The organism is Vannielia litorea, from assembly GCF_018424695.1.
GTDB classification, from domain to species: Bacteria; Pseudomonadota; Alphaproteobacteria; order Rhodobacterales; family Rhodobacteraceae; genus Vannielia; species Vannielia litorea_A.
Genome location: NZ_QTNQ01000042.1, coordinates 1 through 14813, shown reverse-complemented (window position 1 = coordinate 14813; position 14813 = coordinate 1). Strand labels below are relative to the sequence as shown.

Sequence of the window (14813 nt, the reverse complement as noted above, 5' to 3'; positions counted from 1 at the left end):
CGGAGGGCCTATCTCCGCCCCATGACCAAACCGCTCCATATCATCGGCGCAGGCATGGCGGGCTCCGAGGCCGCTTGGCAAGCCGTTCAGGCCGGCCAGCCCGTCGTGCTTCACGAGATGCGCCCCCGCGTCGGCACCTTCGCACACCAAACCGGCAATTTTGCCGAGATGGTCTGCTCCAACTCCTTCCGGTCCGACGATGACGAGCAGAACGCCGTCGGCCTGCTGCACTGGGAGATGCGCGCGGCCCAAGGCCTCGTGATCTCCTCGGCCGACCGTCACGCGCTTCCCGCAGGGTCCGCCCTGGGGATCGACCGTGAACCCTTCTCGGAGTGGATCACTACGCAGTTAAAGAACCACCCGCTTGTGACTGTTTCGGAAGAGGAAATCACCTCTCTCCCCAAGCCTGAAGACGGCCCCGCCATCATCTCCACCGGCCCGCTCACCTCCGGCGCTCTGGCCGAGGCCATCGCCACAGAGACCGGCGCCGAGGCGCTGGCCTTCTTCGATGCCATCGCACCCATCGTCCACGCCGAAACGGTCGATATGGATGTCGCATGGATGCAGTCGCGCTACGACAAGGGCGAAACCGAGGAAGAGCGCACCGCCTATATGAACTGCCCGATGAACCGCGAGCAATACGAGGCCTTCATCGACGCGCTTCTGGAGGCCGAGAAGACCGCGTTTCGCGAAGGCGAGACGGCCAAGTACTTCGACGGCTGCCTGCCCATCGAGGTGATGGCCGAACGCGGGCGCGAGACGCTGCGCCACGGCCCGATGAAGCCCATCGGCCTGACCAACGCCCACAAGCCCGACGAGAAGTCCTATGCCGTTGTCCAGCTGCGCCGCGATAACAAGCTGGGCACGCTCTTCAATATCGTCGGTTTCCAGACCAAGATGAAGTATGGCGCTCAAACATCTGTTTTTCGGATGATTCCGGGCTTGGAGAACGCGCAGTTCGCCCGCCTCGGCGGCATCCACCGCAACACCTTCCTCAACTCCCCCACGCTGCTCGACGCCGAAATGCGGCTCAAGAGCCAGCCCCACATCCGCTTCGCCGGGCAGATCACCGGAGTCGAAGGCTACGTGGAGAGCACCGCCATGGGCTTGCTCGCCGGTCGTCTTGCCGTTGCGGAACTTCGCGGTGAGCGCTTGCCCCCGGTGCCGCAAACCACCGCCATGGGCGCGCTCGTCACCCACATCACCGGCGGCGCCGAGGCCAAGACCTTCCAGCCGATGAACGTCAACTTCGGCCTCTTCCCCCCGGTCGAGGCCAAGGGCGGGCGCCGGGGCCGGAAAGACCGCTACAAGGCTTATACCGACCGCGCCAAGGCCGACTGGCAGGAATGGTTGAACTCAGCCGCACAACCCGTTGAACTAGCGTGACATTCACCACCCGATTTGCCCCATCCCCAACCGGCCCGCTGCACCTGGGCCACGCCTTCTCAGCGCTCACCGCCGCCGACATGGCCCGCGCTCAAGGCGGAGCTTTCCTGCTTCGGATTGACGACCTCGACCAATCCCGCGCCCGCCCGGAATGGGAGGCGCAGCTCAAGGGCGATCTTGCCTGGCTCGGCCTCACCTGGCCCGAGCCCTGCCGCCGCCAGTCAGAGCATCTTACCGCCTATCGCGCCGCGCTCGAGCAGTTCACCGATATGGGCCTCACCTACCCCTGCCAATGCTCCCGGCGCGACATCGCCGCCGCCGCTTCCGCCCCGCAGGAAGGCGCGCCCCATTTCGGCCCCGACGGGTTGATCTATCCCGGCACCTGCCGCGCCCGCCCGATGGCCGAGGCCGACCCGGGCGACGCAATCCGCCTCAACATAGAGAAAGCGCTCGGCACTGGCCCGCTCCCCGGCTTCATGGAAACCGGCCCCGCACACGCAGGCCACCATCTGCTCACCGCCGATTATCTCTCACATGGCATCGGCGACCCGGTGCTCGCCCGCCCGCAGATGGGGGCCAGCTACCATCTGTCGGTGGTGGTGGATGACGCTGCGCAGAACATTACCCATGTGGTGCGCGGCGAAGATCTCTTCACCGCCACCTTCCTGCATCGCTTCCTGCAAATGCTGCTCGATCTGCCGGTGCCAACCTATCACCATCACCCGCTCATCCGCGACGACGCGGGAAAGCGGCTGGCCAAGCGCGATGACGCCCGCGCCATCGCTCGCTATCGGGATGACGGCCTGACCCCGGAGGACCTCCGCCGTATGGTCGGCCTCTAGCCCACCATTGGCGCCATCAGTTCCACTTCTTCGCCATCGCGCACGGCGGTGTAAAAGCACGAACGGCGGTTGGTGTGGCAGGCCGGCCCTTCCTGTTCGACCAGAACCAGCAGGCAGTCCCGGTCACAATCCACCCGCAGATCCACCAGTTTCTGCACGTGGCCCGAAGTCTCGCCTTTCACCCAGAAAGCCGCCCTCGACCGCGACCAATAGGTCACCCGGCCCGTCTCCAGCGTCTTTTCCACGGCTTGTGCGTTCATCCAGGCCATCATCAGCACGTCGCCGCTCTCCGCGTCCTGTGCGATGGCCGGGATCAGCCCCTTTGCGTCATAGACCAATGTCTCGGTGTCAAACGACATGCCCGCTCCTTTGCATTCCCGGTCCTCGCCGCTATCTATGGGGAGCACGTGCCGGAGGCCAGAGATGAACGCCGAAAATGACCTGATCAAGCTCTACTCGGGGCAGATTCTCGCGCTTGCCGCCGAGATCCCGCACACCGAGCGGCTCGAGGTGCCCCAGGCCACGGTCAAGAAACGCTCGCCTCTCTGCGGCTCGACCGTCACCGTCGACCTCACCATGGAAGACGGAAAGATCGCCGCCTTCGGCCAAGACGTGAAGGCCTGCGCGCTTGGCCAGGCCTCTGCCGCCATCCTCGGCGGCCAGGTGATCGGGCGCACCGCCGAAGAGATCACCCGTGCCCGAGACCAACTCAAGGCGATGCTCACGGCAGACGGCCCTGTGCCCGACGCGCCCTTCGATGGGTACGAGGTGCTGCTACCAGCGCGTGACTACAAGAACCGCCATGCCTCCATCATGCTTGCGCTGGAAGCGACAGCCGAGGCCATGTCGACGGCCACGGCCTGAGCCGCCCCTTCACACCCGCGCCCGCTCCACGGCCTTTCCACACAGGATTGCCTGCCTCCTGCATCCCACGAGCTGCACCGTTCCCCCACAAAAAAACCGCCGCACACCCGGGAAGGTGGCGGCGGCAGGTATAAACGGAGACAGAGACCGGGCGCCGGGCCGGGGAGCCCGTGTAAAGGCGCTCGGGACAGGCAAGTGAGCGCGCGCATCCTTTAGTTTGGGGACAGGAAGATGCGCAGCGCCCGGTCTCTGGACCGCAGGCAAGCCGGGTGACAAGAGGCAAATGTCACCCCGCAGAGAAACTCTAAAGAAGCGACGGCAGGTGCAGCCCTCCCACCAACATCACGATCAGCGCGACGGCACCAATGGCGTCCTGCGCGAGGGGAGAGATCCGGGAGGCGATGTTAGCGATCATGGCGGTGATCCTTCAGGCGTTTCGTTGCCCCTTTGTTCTCACATCCGGAACAGTGTGTCCAGAACTTTTTGAGAACATTCGTGAACAAAGCGTCATCTTCGCGTTAACCTTTTGGTCAACCGCAAAAAATCACCCCACCGACAACAGCCGGATCGCCCTGTCCTGTTCCGTCAGCCACAGCAGCATCCTCACCGCCGCGCCACGCGGGCTATCCAGCGCCGGGTCGCCCGCCAGCAGGGCCCGCGCATCGCTTTGCGCCACCTGGGACAGGCCCACCATTCGCTCCATGTCGGCAATGCGAAACCGGGGCAGCCCCGATTGCGCCGTGCCGAGCACATCCCCCGCCCCGCGCATCTCCAGATCCACTTCGGCAATCCGGAAACCGTCCTCCGTTTCCCTCAGGGTCGTCAAACGCTGGCGTGCCGTTTCGCCCAGTGGCGGGGTATAGAGCAGAATGCAGGTGCTCTCTGCCGCCCCGCGCCCGACCCGCCCGCGCAACTGGTGCAACTGCGCCAGGCCAAAGCGCTCCGCCTGTTCGATCACCATGATCGACGCATTGGGCACATCCACGCCCACCTCGATCACGGTCGTCGCCACCAGCACGCCCGTGTCTCCCGCCACAAAGGCCGCCATGGACGCATCTTTCTCTGCCGGGGGCATCTGCCCGTGGACCAGCCCGACAACACCCTCGCCAAGCGCAGCACGCAGCCGTTTGAAGCGCTCTTCCGCCGCCGTCGCCTCGCTCACCTCGCTTTCCCCGACCAGCGGGCACACCCAGTAGCACTGTCGCCCCTCGGCAATCGCGCCGCGCAAACGCTCCACCACGCTGTCGAGCCGCTCGGCGCTCACCATGGCCGTCACCACCGGCGTGCGGCCCGGCGGCTTCTCGTCGAGCACCGAGATGTCCATATCGCCGTATTGGGACAGCGAGAGCGAGCGCGGGATAGGTGTGGCCGACATCACCAGCACATCCACCGCAGCTCCCTTCGCCCCCAGCCGCGCGCGCTCATTCACGCCGAAGCGGTGCTGCTCGTCGATCACGGTCAGCCGCAGATCGGCGAAATTCACCGCATCCTGAAACAGCGCATGTGTGCCCACCACGATCTGCGCCTCGCCCCCCGCAATCGCCGCCAACTTGTCCGCGCGCTCCGCCCCCTTGTCGCGGCCCGTCAGGATCTCGATGCGCACCCCGGCGGCCTCGGCGAGCGGCGCAAGCGAGGCCATGTGCTGGCGCGCCAGAATCTCTGTGGGCGCCATCATCACCCCCTGCCCGCCCGCCTCGACGGCGATGAGCAGGGCCATCAGCGCCACCAGCGTCTTGCCCGCACCAACATCGCCCTGCAGCAGCCGGTTCATCCGCTTGGGCGCGCCCATGTCTCCTGAAATCTCGGCCACCGCCCTGAGCTGCGCGCCGGTGGGGCGGTAAGGGAGCGAGGCCAATACCTTGTCCTGCAAATGGCCGTCGCCCCGCGAGGCGATGCCGGGCTTTTCGCGGCTGGTGGCGCGCGCCAGCGCGAGGGTGACCTGATGGGCAAACAGCTCATCATAGGCAAGCCTGCGATGGGCCGGCGAAGCCTCAGACACATCCGCAGCGCTCTTTGGCAGATGCGCCGACTCCATCGCCGCGCGCCACCCGGGCCAGCCTTCGCGCTTCAACAGTTCCGCATCGATCCACTCCTCAAGCTCCGGCGCACGCTCCAGCGCGGCCTCGGCGGCCTTCCCCATCACCCGCTGTGTCACACCGGCAGTCAACGGATAAACCGGCTCGTGCTCGGGGATCTCGCCGGCCTCCTCCACCCGCAGAATGTGATCGGGGTGCACCATCTGGGCGATCCCGTCAAAATGCTCCAGCTTGCCGGAAATCACCCTGCGCTGGCCCGTGGGCAGCTGCTTCTCAATCCACTTGGAGCCGCCGCGAAAGAACACCAGCGTAGTCGTCGTCTCCGCATCCTCCACCTCCACCCGGTAGGGCCCGCCGGGCCGCGACGATCCGCGATGACGGCCCACCGTCACCTCCACCGTCACCACGGTTCCGGGCGGCACGCCCTGAACCGTTGCCCGACGCCGCCGGTCCACCATGCCATGCGGCAAAGTGTAGAGAAGGTCGCGCGGGCGCGTAATGTTCATATGCTCCAGCGCCTGCGCGGTTTTCGCCCCGATGCCGGGGAGCGTGTCGATGCCCGCGAAGAGCGGAAAGAGGCGCGCAGGCCGGGTGCTCATGCGTCGCCTATGAGCGCGAGCCAGCTGTCTTCGTCGATGGTTTCCACCCCGAGTTCCGCCGCCTTCTTCGCCTTGCTTCCCGCGCCCGGGCCGGCCACCAGCAGGTCGGTCTTGGCGCTCACGCTGCCAGAAACCTTGGCTCCCAGCGCCTCCGCCCGCGCCTTGGCCTCGGCCCGGGTCATCTTCTCCAGCGTGCCGGTAAATACAACCGTCTTGCCCGCAACCGGGCTCCCCGTGTCACGGGCCTCCGGGGCCTGTGGCACCAGATGCGGCAGCAGCCGGTCCATCGCCGCGCGCTCCTCGGGGTTGGCCAGCGCGTCAGAGAGCGAGAGCGCCAGTGTGGGCCCGATCCCGTCAGTGCCGATCAGATCCGCCCAAGCCTCGGCGGCCTCCTGCGGCACATCACGCGTCGCCTTCGCCCGCGCCTCGGACAGCTTCGCCCGGCGGCCCTCTTTGGCGGCTGCGGCGCGCTCGGCCTCCGCCGCCTCCTCGCCCGCGCGATGGGCCAACCCCGCAGGGCGGGCCGTGTCCAGCGCGTCCGCCATCGCGTCCCAGCTGCCATAATGTCGCGCGAGATCCTGCGCCGCCACCTCGCCCACATGGCGGATTCCAAGCCCGAATATCAGGCGCGCCAGCGGAATTTCCTTTTTCTCTTCAATCGCCTCAAAGAGGTTCTTCGCGCTCGTCTCGCCCCAGCCCTTGATCCGCGCCAGTGGTTTTTCGGACAAGAAGCGCAGCGCCTTCTCCAGCTCCTGCGTCTCGGTGCTCTCCAGCGAAACCTCCATGCCGCGCAACAGCTCTCCGTAGCTATCGCGCAAAGCCTGTGCCTCCTCCGGCGCGCGGGTCAGGCGCTGCTCGAGAAACGCAGAAAGCCCCGGTTTCAGTTTGGTTCCGGCGGCGTCGCGCTCCGGAAGCGAAAAGATATCCGCCGGTTCCTCTATCCAATGCAGCGCATGAAACATTTCGACCTGTTTCGCACCCAGCCCCTCGATGTCGAAGGCGGCACGGGAGACGAAGTGTTTCAGCTTCTCCACCGCCTGCGCCGGGCATATGAGCCCGCCGGTGCAGCGCCGCACCGCATCGCCCTCCTCGCGGATCGCCGGGCTGCCGCATTCCGGGCAAATCTCGGGGAAGACATAGGGTGCGGCCCCCTCGGGCCGCTTGCCAAGGTCCACGTCCGCCACCTTCGGAATCACGTCACCGGCGCGATACACTTGCACCCAATCGCCGGGCCGAATGTCCTTGCCGCCCCGGATTTCGCCGCCCTTGGCGTCCCGCCCGGCGATGTAATCCTCGTTGTGCAACGTAGCGTTGCTCACAACCACGCCGCCCACCGTGACCGGCTCGAGGCGCGCCACCGGGCTGAGCGCCCCGGTGCGGCCCACCTGAATTTCAATCTCGCGCAGCCAGGTCCACGCCAGCTCGGCGGGAAACTTGTGGGCGATGGCCCATCTGGGCGTCGTGGAGCGAAACCCGAGGCGGGCTTGCAGCGCGAGGTCGTTCACCTTGTAGACAACGCCGTCGATGTCATAGCCCAGCGTCGCGCGTTTCTGTTCAATCAGGGCGTAATGGCCAAGCATCTCTTCGGGCCCATCGCACAGCCGGGTCAGCGGGTTGGTCGAGAATCCAAGCTCTTGAAGGCGCTCAATCGCGGCATATTGCGTGTCCGCCAGAGGTTCGCTCACCTCACCCCAGGCATAGGCGAAAAAGCGCAATGGCCGTGCACGGGTGATCTCGGCATCGAGCTGACGCAGCGAGCCGGCCGCCGCGTTGCGTGGGTTGGCGAAGGGCTTGGCGCCGGCAGCCTCCTGCCGCGCGTTCAGAGCCGCGAAATCCTCGTGGCTCATGTAGACCTCGCCGCGCACTTCCAAGACCTCGGGCACGTCTTGGAGGGTGACCGGAATGTCCTCGATGGTGCGGGCATTCGCGGTGACATTTTCGCCCGTTTCGCCATCCCCCCGCGTGGCGGCATGCACCAGCCGGCCCTGCTCATACCGAAGAGACAGTGAAAGCCCGTCGATCTTGGGCTCGGCGGTGTAGGCCAGCTGTTCTTCACGCCCGAGATAGCTGCGCACCGATCGGTCGAATTCCGCCACATCCTCCGCGTCAAACGCGTTGCCAAGCGAAAGCATCCGCACGGCGTGGCGCACCTTCGAGAAGGTTTCGGCGGGTGCGGCGCCCACTTGATCCGTCGGAGAATCGGCGCGCTTCAGGTCGGGGAATGCCTCTTCGAGGGCCGCGTTGCGCCGCTTGAGCGCGTCATATTTAGCATCGTCCATCACCGGCGCATCCGCCTGGTGGTAGGCGTCATTGGCCTTTGCCAACAACTCTGCCAGCCGCGCCAGCTCTGCCTCCGCTTCGGCGCGAGTCATCGCCGCAATGTCCCTGGTTTCGTCGATCGAGATTTCAGACACCACTGTCCTCCCCGCAGGCTGCCCCCGATTGATAGGAGGCCACCCGGGGGAGGTCCAGTGAGTGGTGGTGTCTTCTCGTAAACATCCTGCCGTCGGCTGGCGTGCACGGCCCGCCGGGGCAGGGAAAGCCCCGGCCGCCCGTCAGGCGCCCACAGCCATCCGGCTGTCGCCACCGTCTTCCATCGGCTCGGGATCACGCAGCACGTAGCCCCTGCCCCAGACGGTCTCGATGTAGTTGTCCCCACCCGTCGCCGTGGCCAGCTTCTTGCGCAGCTTGCAGATGAAGACATCGATGATCTTCAGCTCGGGCTCGTCCATCCCGCCATAAAGGTGGTTCAGGAACATTTCCTTGGTGAGTGTCGTGCTCTTGCGCAGGCTGAGAAGCTCCAGCATCTGGTACTCCTTGCCGGTCAGATGCACCGGGCGGCCTTCCACTTCGACGGTCTTGGCATCGAGGTTGACCACGACCTTGCCGGTCTTGATGACCGATTGGGCATGGCCCTTGGAGCGGCGAATGATGGCATGGATGCGCGCCACCAGCTCTTCGCGGTGGAACGGCTTGGTCAGGTAGTCGTCGGCTCCGAAGCCGAAGCCCTTGATCTTGTTCTCGGTGTCATCGGCGCCCGACAGGATCAGGATCGGCGTGTCGATCCGCGCAAGCCGCAGCTGGCGCAGCACCTCGTGGCCGGTCATGTCCGGCAGGTTCAGGTCCAGCAGGATGAGGTCGTAATCATAGAGCTTGGCCAGATCGATCCCCTCTTCGCCAAGGTCCGTGGAATATACGTTGAGGTTGGCGTGGGTCAGCATCATCTCGATGCTCTTAGAAGTGGTGGGATCGTCTTCAACCAAGAGTATACGCATCGGAAGGCTCCGTTTATCTACTGTTCAGCTTCGACCATGCATCACAATGGTTAATTGCCGGTTACCAGTGGTAAACAGTGTCCGCCCACAACTTTGCGTTGTCCATCTCGCTATTTTTGGGGATACATCCCGCACCCGGGCGCAACGCCGTTTCTGGCGCCCGAAGTGTGGACTTCAACGAAACTTCTGGAGGCTGGTCGCCTTGAGGGCCTGTTCGCCGTGCTGCTCGACAGCCGTCGACCAGCTTGCATATTCCTCTTCGGAAACCCCGTAGGTTTCCATGCACTCTTCCAGCGAAATCAAGCCGTTCTCAACCGCTCGAACCACGGCGGCCTTGCGGCTCGCCACCCATCGGCGGGTGTCACGCGGCGGCAGGTCGGCGCGGGTCATCACCGAACCGTCTGGCAGCGTCACCGCACGGGGACCATCTATGCGCTTGAGGAACATGCCTGTCTCTTCATTCGCCTGAACGGGTGCATTTAGGCACGCGGGGCTTAACGGGTGATGAACCCACCCTTGAGAGTGCTTAGGATTTTCCTATATTCCCCCCTTCTCCACCGACTCGAGGCCCACCATGCCGCTCGATGCGCTCAACTCCCTTGGAATTGCCAAGCCCCCGTCCGAGACGCGGGTGGTCGTTGCCATGTCTGGCGGGGTTGATAGCTCCGTCGTCGCCGCCGAGCTGAAGGCACAGGGCTACGATGTCGTGGGGGTCACGCTTCAGCTCTATGACCATGGCGCCGCGCTGGCCAAGAAGGGCGCCTGCTGCGCGGGCGTCGACATTCATGACGCGCGCCGGGTGGCCGAGGAAATGGGCTTTCCCCATTACGTGCTGGACTATGAAAACATCTTCAAGGATGCGGTGATCGAGGAATTCGCCGAAAGCTACCTCGCCGGCGCCACCCCCGTGCCCTGCATCCGCTGCAACGAGCGGGTGAAGTTCAAGGATCTCCTGGAAACCGCGAAGGATCTGGACGCCGACTGCATGGCCACCGGCCATTACATCCAGCGCAAGATGGGCCCGGCAGGGCCCGAGTTGCACATGGCGGGCGATCCGAACCGGGATCAAAGCTACTTCCTGTTCTCCACAACGCCCGAGCAGCTCTCCTTCCTGCGCTTCCCACTGGGCCACCTGACCTCCAAGGCCGAGACCCGGGAGCTTGCGCAAAAGCATGGCCTCGCCGTGGCCGACAAGCCCGACAGCCAGGACATCTGCTTCGTACCGAATGGCAACTATGCCTCGGTCATCGAAAAGCTGCGCCCCGGCGCCGGCGAGCCGGGGGAGATCGTCGACATGGAGGGCAACGTGCTGGCCCGCCATAACGGGGTGATCCACTACACCATCGGCCAGCGCCGGGGCCTCGGCATCGGCGGGCTCTCCACCCCGCTCTACGTCGTCCGGCTCGACCCGGAAACGCGGCAGGTGGTCGTCGGCCCCAAGGAGGCGCTCGCCAAGCGCGTTGTGCCCGTGCGCGAGATCAACTGGTTGGGCGATGCCCCCCTCGCCCCGGGGCAAGAGATCGAGATCCGCTGCCGCATCCGCTCCACCCGCCCGCCGGCGGAGGCCCTCCTGCGCCCGCTGGCCGACGGCACGGCGGAGGTGGAGCTTCTGGCCGCCGAAGAGGGCGTCTCCCCCGGCCAGGCCTGCGTCTTTTACGCTCCCGAAGGCAGCCGGGTACTGGGCGGCGGGTGGATCTGGCGGGGCTGAGGCTTCAAGAAATCGCCTTTTGCGTGTAGGCTGGCGGCATTCCTAGCGCCAAAGCGCAGAAAGCCATTGCCCGATGCCAGAGACGGATGAAACCCCGGACGCATCCAACACAAGCGGCACCGTCGAGGCCGCCATTACCATCGCGGACTGGTGTGAGACCCGTGCAAACGAGTGCACCAGCCTGGCCTCCCGCCAGATCATCGTGGTGTGGTGGCTCCTGCTTGCGGGCCTTGTGCTGTTGCTTCTTCTGCCCCGCGTGATCCAGGAGATCGACTTCGCCTGGCGCAAAGATAGTTTGCCACCCGCCGTCATGGCCAACGCCGAGAAGACCCGCAGTTCCATCGAGGAAAACAAGCTGGAAATGGAGCGTGAAGCCGAAGAAGCCGCCGCGCGGCTGGCACGGCTGACCCAGGTCGAGAAGGACTTGCGCGCCGACTTCGAAACCGACCGTGACAACCTGCGCAAGCGAGCACTCGCTCCGCGCGCGCTCTTCGCCACAAGCGCATCGGCCCAGTTTCCCGTCGGCACACGTATCCTCGATATGGAAAGCACGCGGAATGAGGTGTTCGTGGTCGCCATCACGCCCGACAATGCCAGGCCCGGCGAACCCGTCCTTTTCACGACGGCGGACGGCATCCGCTGGTCTCAGTCCCGCCTGCCGATCCCGGCACAGGACTTGGGGGGCGATGGCCTTGCCATGACCCGAACGGCAGAGGGGGACGTTTTGCTCTCGCCGCGAGGGCAGCGGCCCAACATCTACCGACTGGAGGCCGACGGCCTGGCCCAAGTCTATCCGCCAGAGGATCAACCCGCCTTCAGCGGCAGGATTGACCAGCTCTATACAGCGAGCGATGGCGCTGTATACGGCGTGGGATCGTTAGGTGGATCACGCGAAAGGCGTCAGCTCCTGGTGGTGTCTCGTGACAATGGCGCCACATGGGGCGGCGTGACCGGCAGCCCCTTGCCAGGCCTCACATCCGGAGGGTTCTTTGCGGTGATTGAACGCGATGGTCAGGTGGAGATCGGCGGCTATGCCCAGGGGGCGGAAGGTGCAATTCGCCCGGCCTTGCTGCGGGGCTCCGAGGGAGGTGCCTGGACCACCAAATACTTTTCCGACCTGGAGTTTGACGCCGGCAGCGTTGCCTCATTCGTCCACGCGGCAGATGGCGCGGCCTATGCCCTCGTCGGACGAACGAGCAACAACCTCATGCTGCGCTCGGACGCCCCCGGCACTTGGGACCGCATGGAAGTATCGGGGGTGCGCCCAATGGAGTTCTGGCAAGGCCCAGGTGACAGCGTGCTGGGGTTCTTCGAAACGCCCACGCGCGGTGGGCCCGAGTTCTGGTTCGGCAGCCCGAACCCGGAAGGAAGGATGACCCGCTTCAGCGATGTCACACCCGGCGAGTTCGACGCGTCCCTTTACGGTGCCGTCCGTTTGCCCGAGGGGCGCATGATGTTCGTCACCAGCACTGCCGTGTTTCTGCCGTTGGACGAACCCGAGGCAGCCGCATATTTCGACGCCCGGATCGAAAGCAGTCAGCGACCTGGGACACCGGCCTGGATGCAAATCGTCACGTCGCGAAACCTCGAAAACCGCTTCGACACGCTGGCACGGGCGGGCCGCGATCTCGACGCAGCCACAGCCGAGCGCGAGCAGCAGGCTCAGTTCGTCGCAACAACCAAGGCCTCCTTCAAGCGCCAGAGCGATGCCCTCGACGAATTCGGTTCGCTGACCGGCACCCTCGAACAGTCCCTCCGCCAGTCCGACACAACGCGCCAGCTTGCCCAGATCGCAACCCGCCTCGCCGTCATCGGCCTACTGATCTACCTCGTGCAAATCGTCGTCAACCGTTACCGCTACCTGCAACGCCTCGCCGGGTTCTACCAGGCGCGGGCCCAGGCGCTGCGGCTCTGGGCCGTGCAGCCCGGTGGGACGCTGATGGAGGGAGTCACTGTGGCAGATCTCACCGCCATGCTCTCCCCCGATGGCATCGGGTTCGACAAATCCGCGGAGCCGCCAACCGGGCAGATGGTGTCGCTGCTGCAAGCCGGGCTGCGCAAGGGCTGAAATCCTATTCGAGGTCGAAAGCAAAAATTGCCACGTCCACCTCCACAACCAGCCCTGGCACGGTGCCTCCGGTTCGGCTGGTGGAGAGCGTGAAGGCCTGCACCATGCGCCCGGCACGCGGCGCCGTGTCTCCACCGCGATAGTGCCGCCGCATGGCAGGGCCGCCCTCGGCGTCCACCGCCCATGTCTCAAGCATGTCACGCGCGCCTCGCACCAGCACCGGCTCAAGACCCCGGCCCCAGAACACGCCCGCGCCACGGCACCCGAGCCGCACATCGGCGCCTCCAGGCCAGGGCTTCAACCCGGGTTGACGCAGGGCAATCAGCGCACGATGGCTGTCGGGGCCATAACGTGTGCAGGTCAGCGTCAGGCCATAGGGCGGCGTGGCCCTGGTGCCCGGCGTCTGGAACACCTCGCTCCAGAACCATGGGTCACCCTCCGTCACCGGATCGGGGCCAAGGCCGATCCGCCTGCTTCCGGGCCAGGCTGCCGCGAGCTCACCCAGCACCTCCCTCGGTTCTCCCGCCGACAAGTCGAGCAGCACAGCCAGCGCGCCCTCCGCCGCGCCCTCCTGCGCCCGCGACTCCCAGCCCCAGAACATCGCGGCAAGGGCAAGACAAACACATCGGATCAATCGAGACACGGCACGCTCCGGGATGGGCCTCTCCCCGCCAGTCTAGGCCCGCCGCCGCCCGCCACAAAGCCTCTTCATCGGGCCAGCGCCTCCAGCAGCGCTTCGGCCTCGGCATCGGCGGGGAACATCAGCTCCGCCTTCAGATCGGTGAGCGCTAGGTCTTCCGCGCCTCCGATCTGCATATAGGTCGACCAAAGCGCCAGCCGCATGCCACTCGCGCGGTAGATCGTGGCAAGCACCGGAGCGAGCGCGCGTTCAGTCCCCCCGTCGGCCACCGCCGGATCAGCCGCCAGCTTCGCAGCGGCCCGGTCGAGCGCATCGATCCCGCCCGCCGCCCGGCTCTCGGCCCGCAGCCGCGCAAGCGTGTGCCGCCCGACCTCCGGCCAGTTCTCGATGAGCTCCACCGCACGTCCCGGCGGATCGAGCAGGCCCAGAAGGCTCTCCCCCTCGGCCAGCCCGGCCATCGCGAAGAGCTGCTGTGCCGGACGGTTCATGCGCAGAATATGCCAGGTGCGATCCAGCAGCAGGCCCGGCCAGGGCGCATGACGCTCCAGCACCCGCTCCATCGCCTCTCGCATTGGGCGCACATGGGCGTCGTCCAGTCCCGACGCCCGATGCATTGGCGCAAAGCCCGCCGCCTCCATCAGCACGTTCGTGCCCGCAGGCGGCACCTCCAAGGCCCTGCCGAGGCGGATCACCATCTCGCGCGAGGGCCGGGCGCGCCCGGATTCCAGGAAGGAAACATGCCGGGCAGAGACACCGGCCTCACCGGCCAACGCCAGCTGGCTCAGCCGCCGCACTCCGCGCCATCGGCGCAATTCGGTTGCAAAATCACTCATGGATCAGACCCTAGATCGCCCGGCGCGGCAATTCACTTACCTTCGACGTAATTGTTTTGCCACGTGCCCTGCCCTCCCTTTGCGGCACCAATGGACGGAAAGGACTTCCCATGGCCCCCAACCCCACCCCTCTGCGCATCGGCGCCTTCGCCACCCTCGGCTTCGGCGCGCTGCTCACCCTCTCAACGCTTCCCAGCCTCTCCGGCCCGCTCGCCTGGCTGATCGACCTGGTGATCTGGCCGCTCGACGGGCCAGATGGCACCACGGCCCCCGCCGCCCGGCTCCTCACCGCTATCACCGGCGGCCTCGCCATCGGCTGGGGCGTGCTGGTGCTGGGCCTCTCCGGCACAGCCTTTGCCGCAGCCCCCGAGGCGGTGCGCCGCGTGGTAATCCATGGCTATCTCGCGTGGTTTGCCGCAGATTGCCTTGGCTCGGTGATCGTGGGCGCGGCGCTGAACGTCATCGGCAATGCGGCCTTTCTGGCAGTCTTGCTGGTGCCACTGATGCGCGCGCCTTCCGAAAGCCCTGCGTAAGATCGACTGTCGGAGTGGGGGCGCTGCCC

The 14813-nt window shown here is 65.8% G+C and carries 13 protein-coding genes; 6 read left to right on the top strand and 7 right to left on the bottom strand.

All coding sequences use genetic code 11. The features are described from left to right. Positions 1-21 precede the first annotated feature (21 nt). Positions 22-1386 carry a methylenetetrahydrofolate--tRNA-(uracil(54)-C(5))-methyltransferase (FADH(2)-oxidizing) TrmFO gene (trmFO, locus tag DYI42_RS14375; protein ID WP_213546686.1) on the top strand — a complete coding sequence of 455 codons (1365 nt, stop codon included), beginning with the start codon at positions 22-24 and terminating at the stop codon, positions 1384-1386. Then, positions 1383-2228, top strand: coding sequence for a tRNA glutamyl-Q(34) synthetase GluQRS (gene gluQRS / locus DYI42_RS14370; protein ID WP_213546685.1), 846 nt, complete (start codon positions 1383-1385; stop codon positions 2226-2228). Before trmFO ends, gluQRS begins: the two co-directional genes overlap by 4 nt. Here the strand turns inward: gluQRS and hisI are convergent. Further along, the gene (gene hisI / locus DYI42_RS14365) at positions 2225-2587 is read right to left on the bottom strand and encodes a phosphoribosyl-AMP cyclohydrolase (RefSeq protein ID WP_213546684.1); all 363 of its coding nucleotides are present in this window, start codon (positions 2585-2587) and stop codon (positions 2225-2227) included. The genes gluQRS and hisI overlap by 4 nt on opposite strands. 64 nt (positions 2588-2651) lie before the next feature. Here hisI and DYI42_RS14360 point away from each other — a divergent pair, with 64 nt between their 5' ends. Then, the gene (locus tag DYI42_RS14360; RefSeq protein ID WP_213546683.1) at positions 2652-3092 is read left to right on the top strand and encodes an iron-sulfur cluster assembly scaffold protein; all 441 of its coding nucleotides are present in this window, start codon (positions 2652-2654) and stop codon (positions 3090-3092) included. 544 nt (positions 3093-3636) lie between these two features. Here the strand turns inward: DYI42_RS14360 and recG are convergent. The 4 genes from recG to sciP all read right to left on the bottom strand — a co-directional run bounded on the left by recG (position 3637) and on the right by sciP (position 9449). Next, positions 3637-5727, bottom strand: a complete 2091-nt coding sequence (recG, locus tag DYI42_RS14355) for an ATP-dependent DNA helicase RecG (protein ID WP_213546682.1) — start codon at positions 5725-5727, stop codon at positions 3637-3639. Beyond that, the gene (ligA, locus tag DYI42_RS14350) at positions 5724-8099 is read right to left on the bottom strand and encodes an NAD-dependent DNA ligase LigA (protein ID WP_213546702.1); all 2376 of its coding nucleotides are present in this window, start codon (positions 8097-8099) and stop codon (positions 5724-5726) included. The genes recG and ligA overlap by 4 nt, the downstream gene beginning before the upstream one ends. 183 nt (positions 8100-8282) lie before the next feature. Continuing rightward, positions 8283-9002: a response regulator transcription factor CtrA gene (gene ctrA / locus DYI42_RS14345; RefSeq protein ID WP_213546681.1), complete on the bottom strand. Its 720-nt coding sequence runs from the start codon at positions 9000-9002 to the stop codon at positions 8283-8285. A 174-nt stretch (positions 9003-9176) separates the two neighbouring features. Further along, entirely contained in the window at positions 9177-9449 is a 273-nt protein-coding gene (sciP, locus tag DYI42_RS14340; RefSeq protein WP_213546680.1) for a CtrA inhibitor SciP, read from the bottom strand. A gap of 127 nt (positions 9450-9576) precedes the next feature. Here sciP and mnmA point away from each other — a divergent pair, with 127 nt between their 5' ends. Both mnmA and DYI42_RS14330 read left to right on the top strand, forming a co-directional pair. Beyond that, the gene (mnmA, locus tag DYI42_RS14335; RefSeq protein WP_213546679.1) at positions 9577-10710 is read left to right on the top strand and encodes a tRNA 2-thiouridine(34) synthase MnmA; all 1134 of its coding nucleotides are present in this window, start codon (positions 9577-9579) and stop codon (positions 10708-10710) included. Between the two features lie 73 nt (positions 10711-10783). Beyond that, a complete protein-coding gene (locus DYI42_RS14330) occupies positions 10784-12778 on the top strand; it encodes a hypothetical protein (RefSeq protein ID WP_213546678.1) in 1995 nt (664 codons plus the stop codon). A 4-nt stretch (positions 12779-12782) separates the two neighbouring features. On the opposite strand, the gene DYI42_RS14325 is transcribed toward DYI42_RS14330, so the two are convergent. After that, the gene (locus tag DYI42_RS14325) at positions 12783-13379 is read right to left on the bottom strand and encodes a hypothetical protein (RefSeq protein ID WP_213546677.1); all 597 of its coding nucleotides are present in this window, start codon (positions 13377-13379) and stop codon (positions 12783-12785) included. Positions 13380-13486: 107 nt separating this feature from the next. After that, entirely contained in the window at positions 13487-14251 is a 765-nt protein-coding gene (locus tag DYI42_RS14320) for a helix-turn-helix domain-containing protein (RefSeq protein WP_213546676.1), read from the bottom strand. A 110-nt stretch (positions 14252-14361) separates the two neighbouring features. Here DYI42_RS14320 and DYI42_RS14315 point away from each other — a divergent pair, with 110 nt between their 5' ends. Beyond that, positions 14362-14784, top strand: a complete 423-nt coding sequence (locus tag DYI42_RS14315) for a hypothetical protein (protein WP_213546675.1) — start codon at positions 14362-14364, stop codon at positions 14782-14784. The last annotated feature ends 29 nt before the right edge of the window (positions 14785-14813 follow it).

Coding starts and splice junctions, on each gene's coding strand:
- trmFO (WP_213546686.1), top strand. CDS start 22: ATGACCAAACCGCTCCATATCATCGGCGCAGGCATGGCGGGCTCCGAG.
- hisI (WP_213546684.1), bottom strand. CDS start 2,587: ATGTCGTTTGACACCGAGACATTGGTCTATGACGCAAAGGGGCTGATC.
- DYI42_RS14360 (WP_213546683.1), top strand. CDS start 2,652: ATGAACGCCGAAAATGACCTGATCAAGCTCTACTCGGGGCAGATTCTC.
- recG (WP_213546682.1), bottom strand. CDS start 5,727: ATGAGCACCCGGCCTGCGCGCCTCTTTCCGCTCTTCGCGGGCATCGAC.
- ligA (WP_213546702.1), bottom strand. CDS start 8,099: ATGACTCGCGCCGAAGCGGAGGCAGAGCTGGCGCGGCTGGCAGAGTTG.
- ctrA (WP_213546681.1), bottom strand. CDS start 9,002: ATGCGTATACTCTTGGTTGAAGACGATCCCACCACTTCTAAGAGCATC.
- sciP (WP_213546680.1), bottom strand. CDS start 9,449: ATGTTCCTCAAGCGCATAGATGGTCCCCGTGCGGTGACGCTGCCAGAC.
- mnmA (WP_213546679.1), top strand. CDS start 9,577: ATGCCGCTCGATGCGCTCAACTCCCTTGGAATTGCCAAGCCCCCGTCC.
- DYI42_RS14330 (WP_213546678.1), top strand. CDS start 10,784: ATGCCAGAGACGGATGAAACCCCGGACGCATCCAACACAAGCGGCACC.
- DYI42_RS14325 (WP_213546677.1), bottom strand. CDS start 13,379: ATGTTCTGGGGCTGGGAGTCGCGGGCGCAGGAGGGCGCGGCGGAGGGC.
- DYI42_RS14320 (WP_213546676.1), bottom strand. CDS start 14,251: ATGAGTGATTTTGCAACCGAATTGCGCCGATGGCGCGGAGTGCGGCGG.
- DYI42_RS14315 (WP_213546675.1), top strand. CDS start 14,362: ATGGCCCCCAACCCCACCCCTCTGCGCATCGGCGCCTTCGCCACCCTC.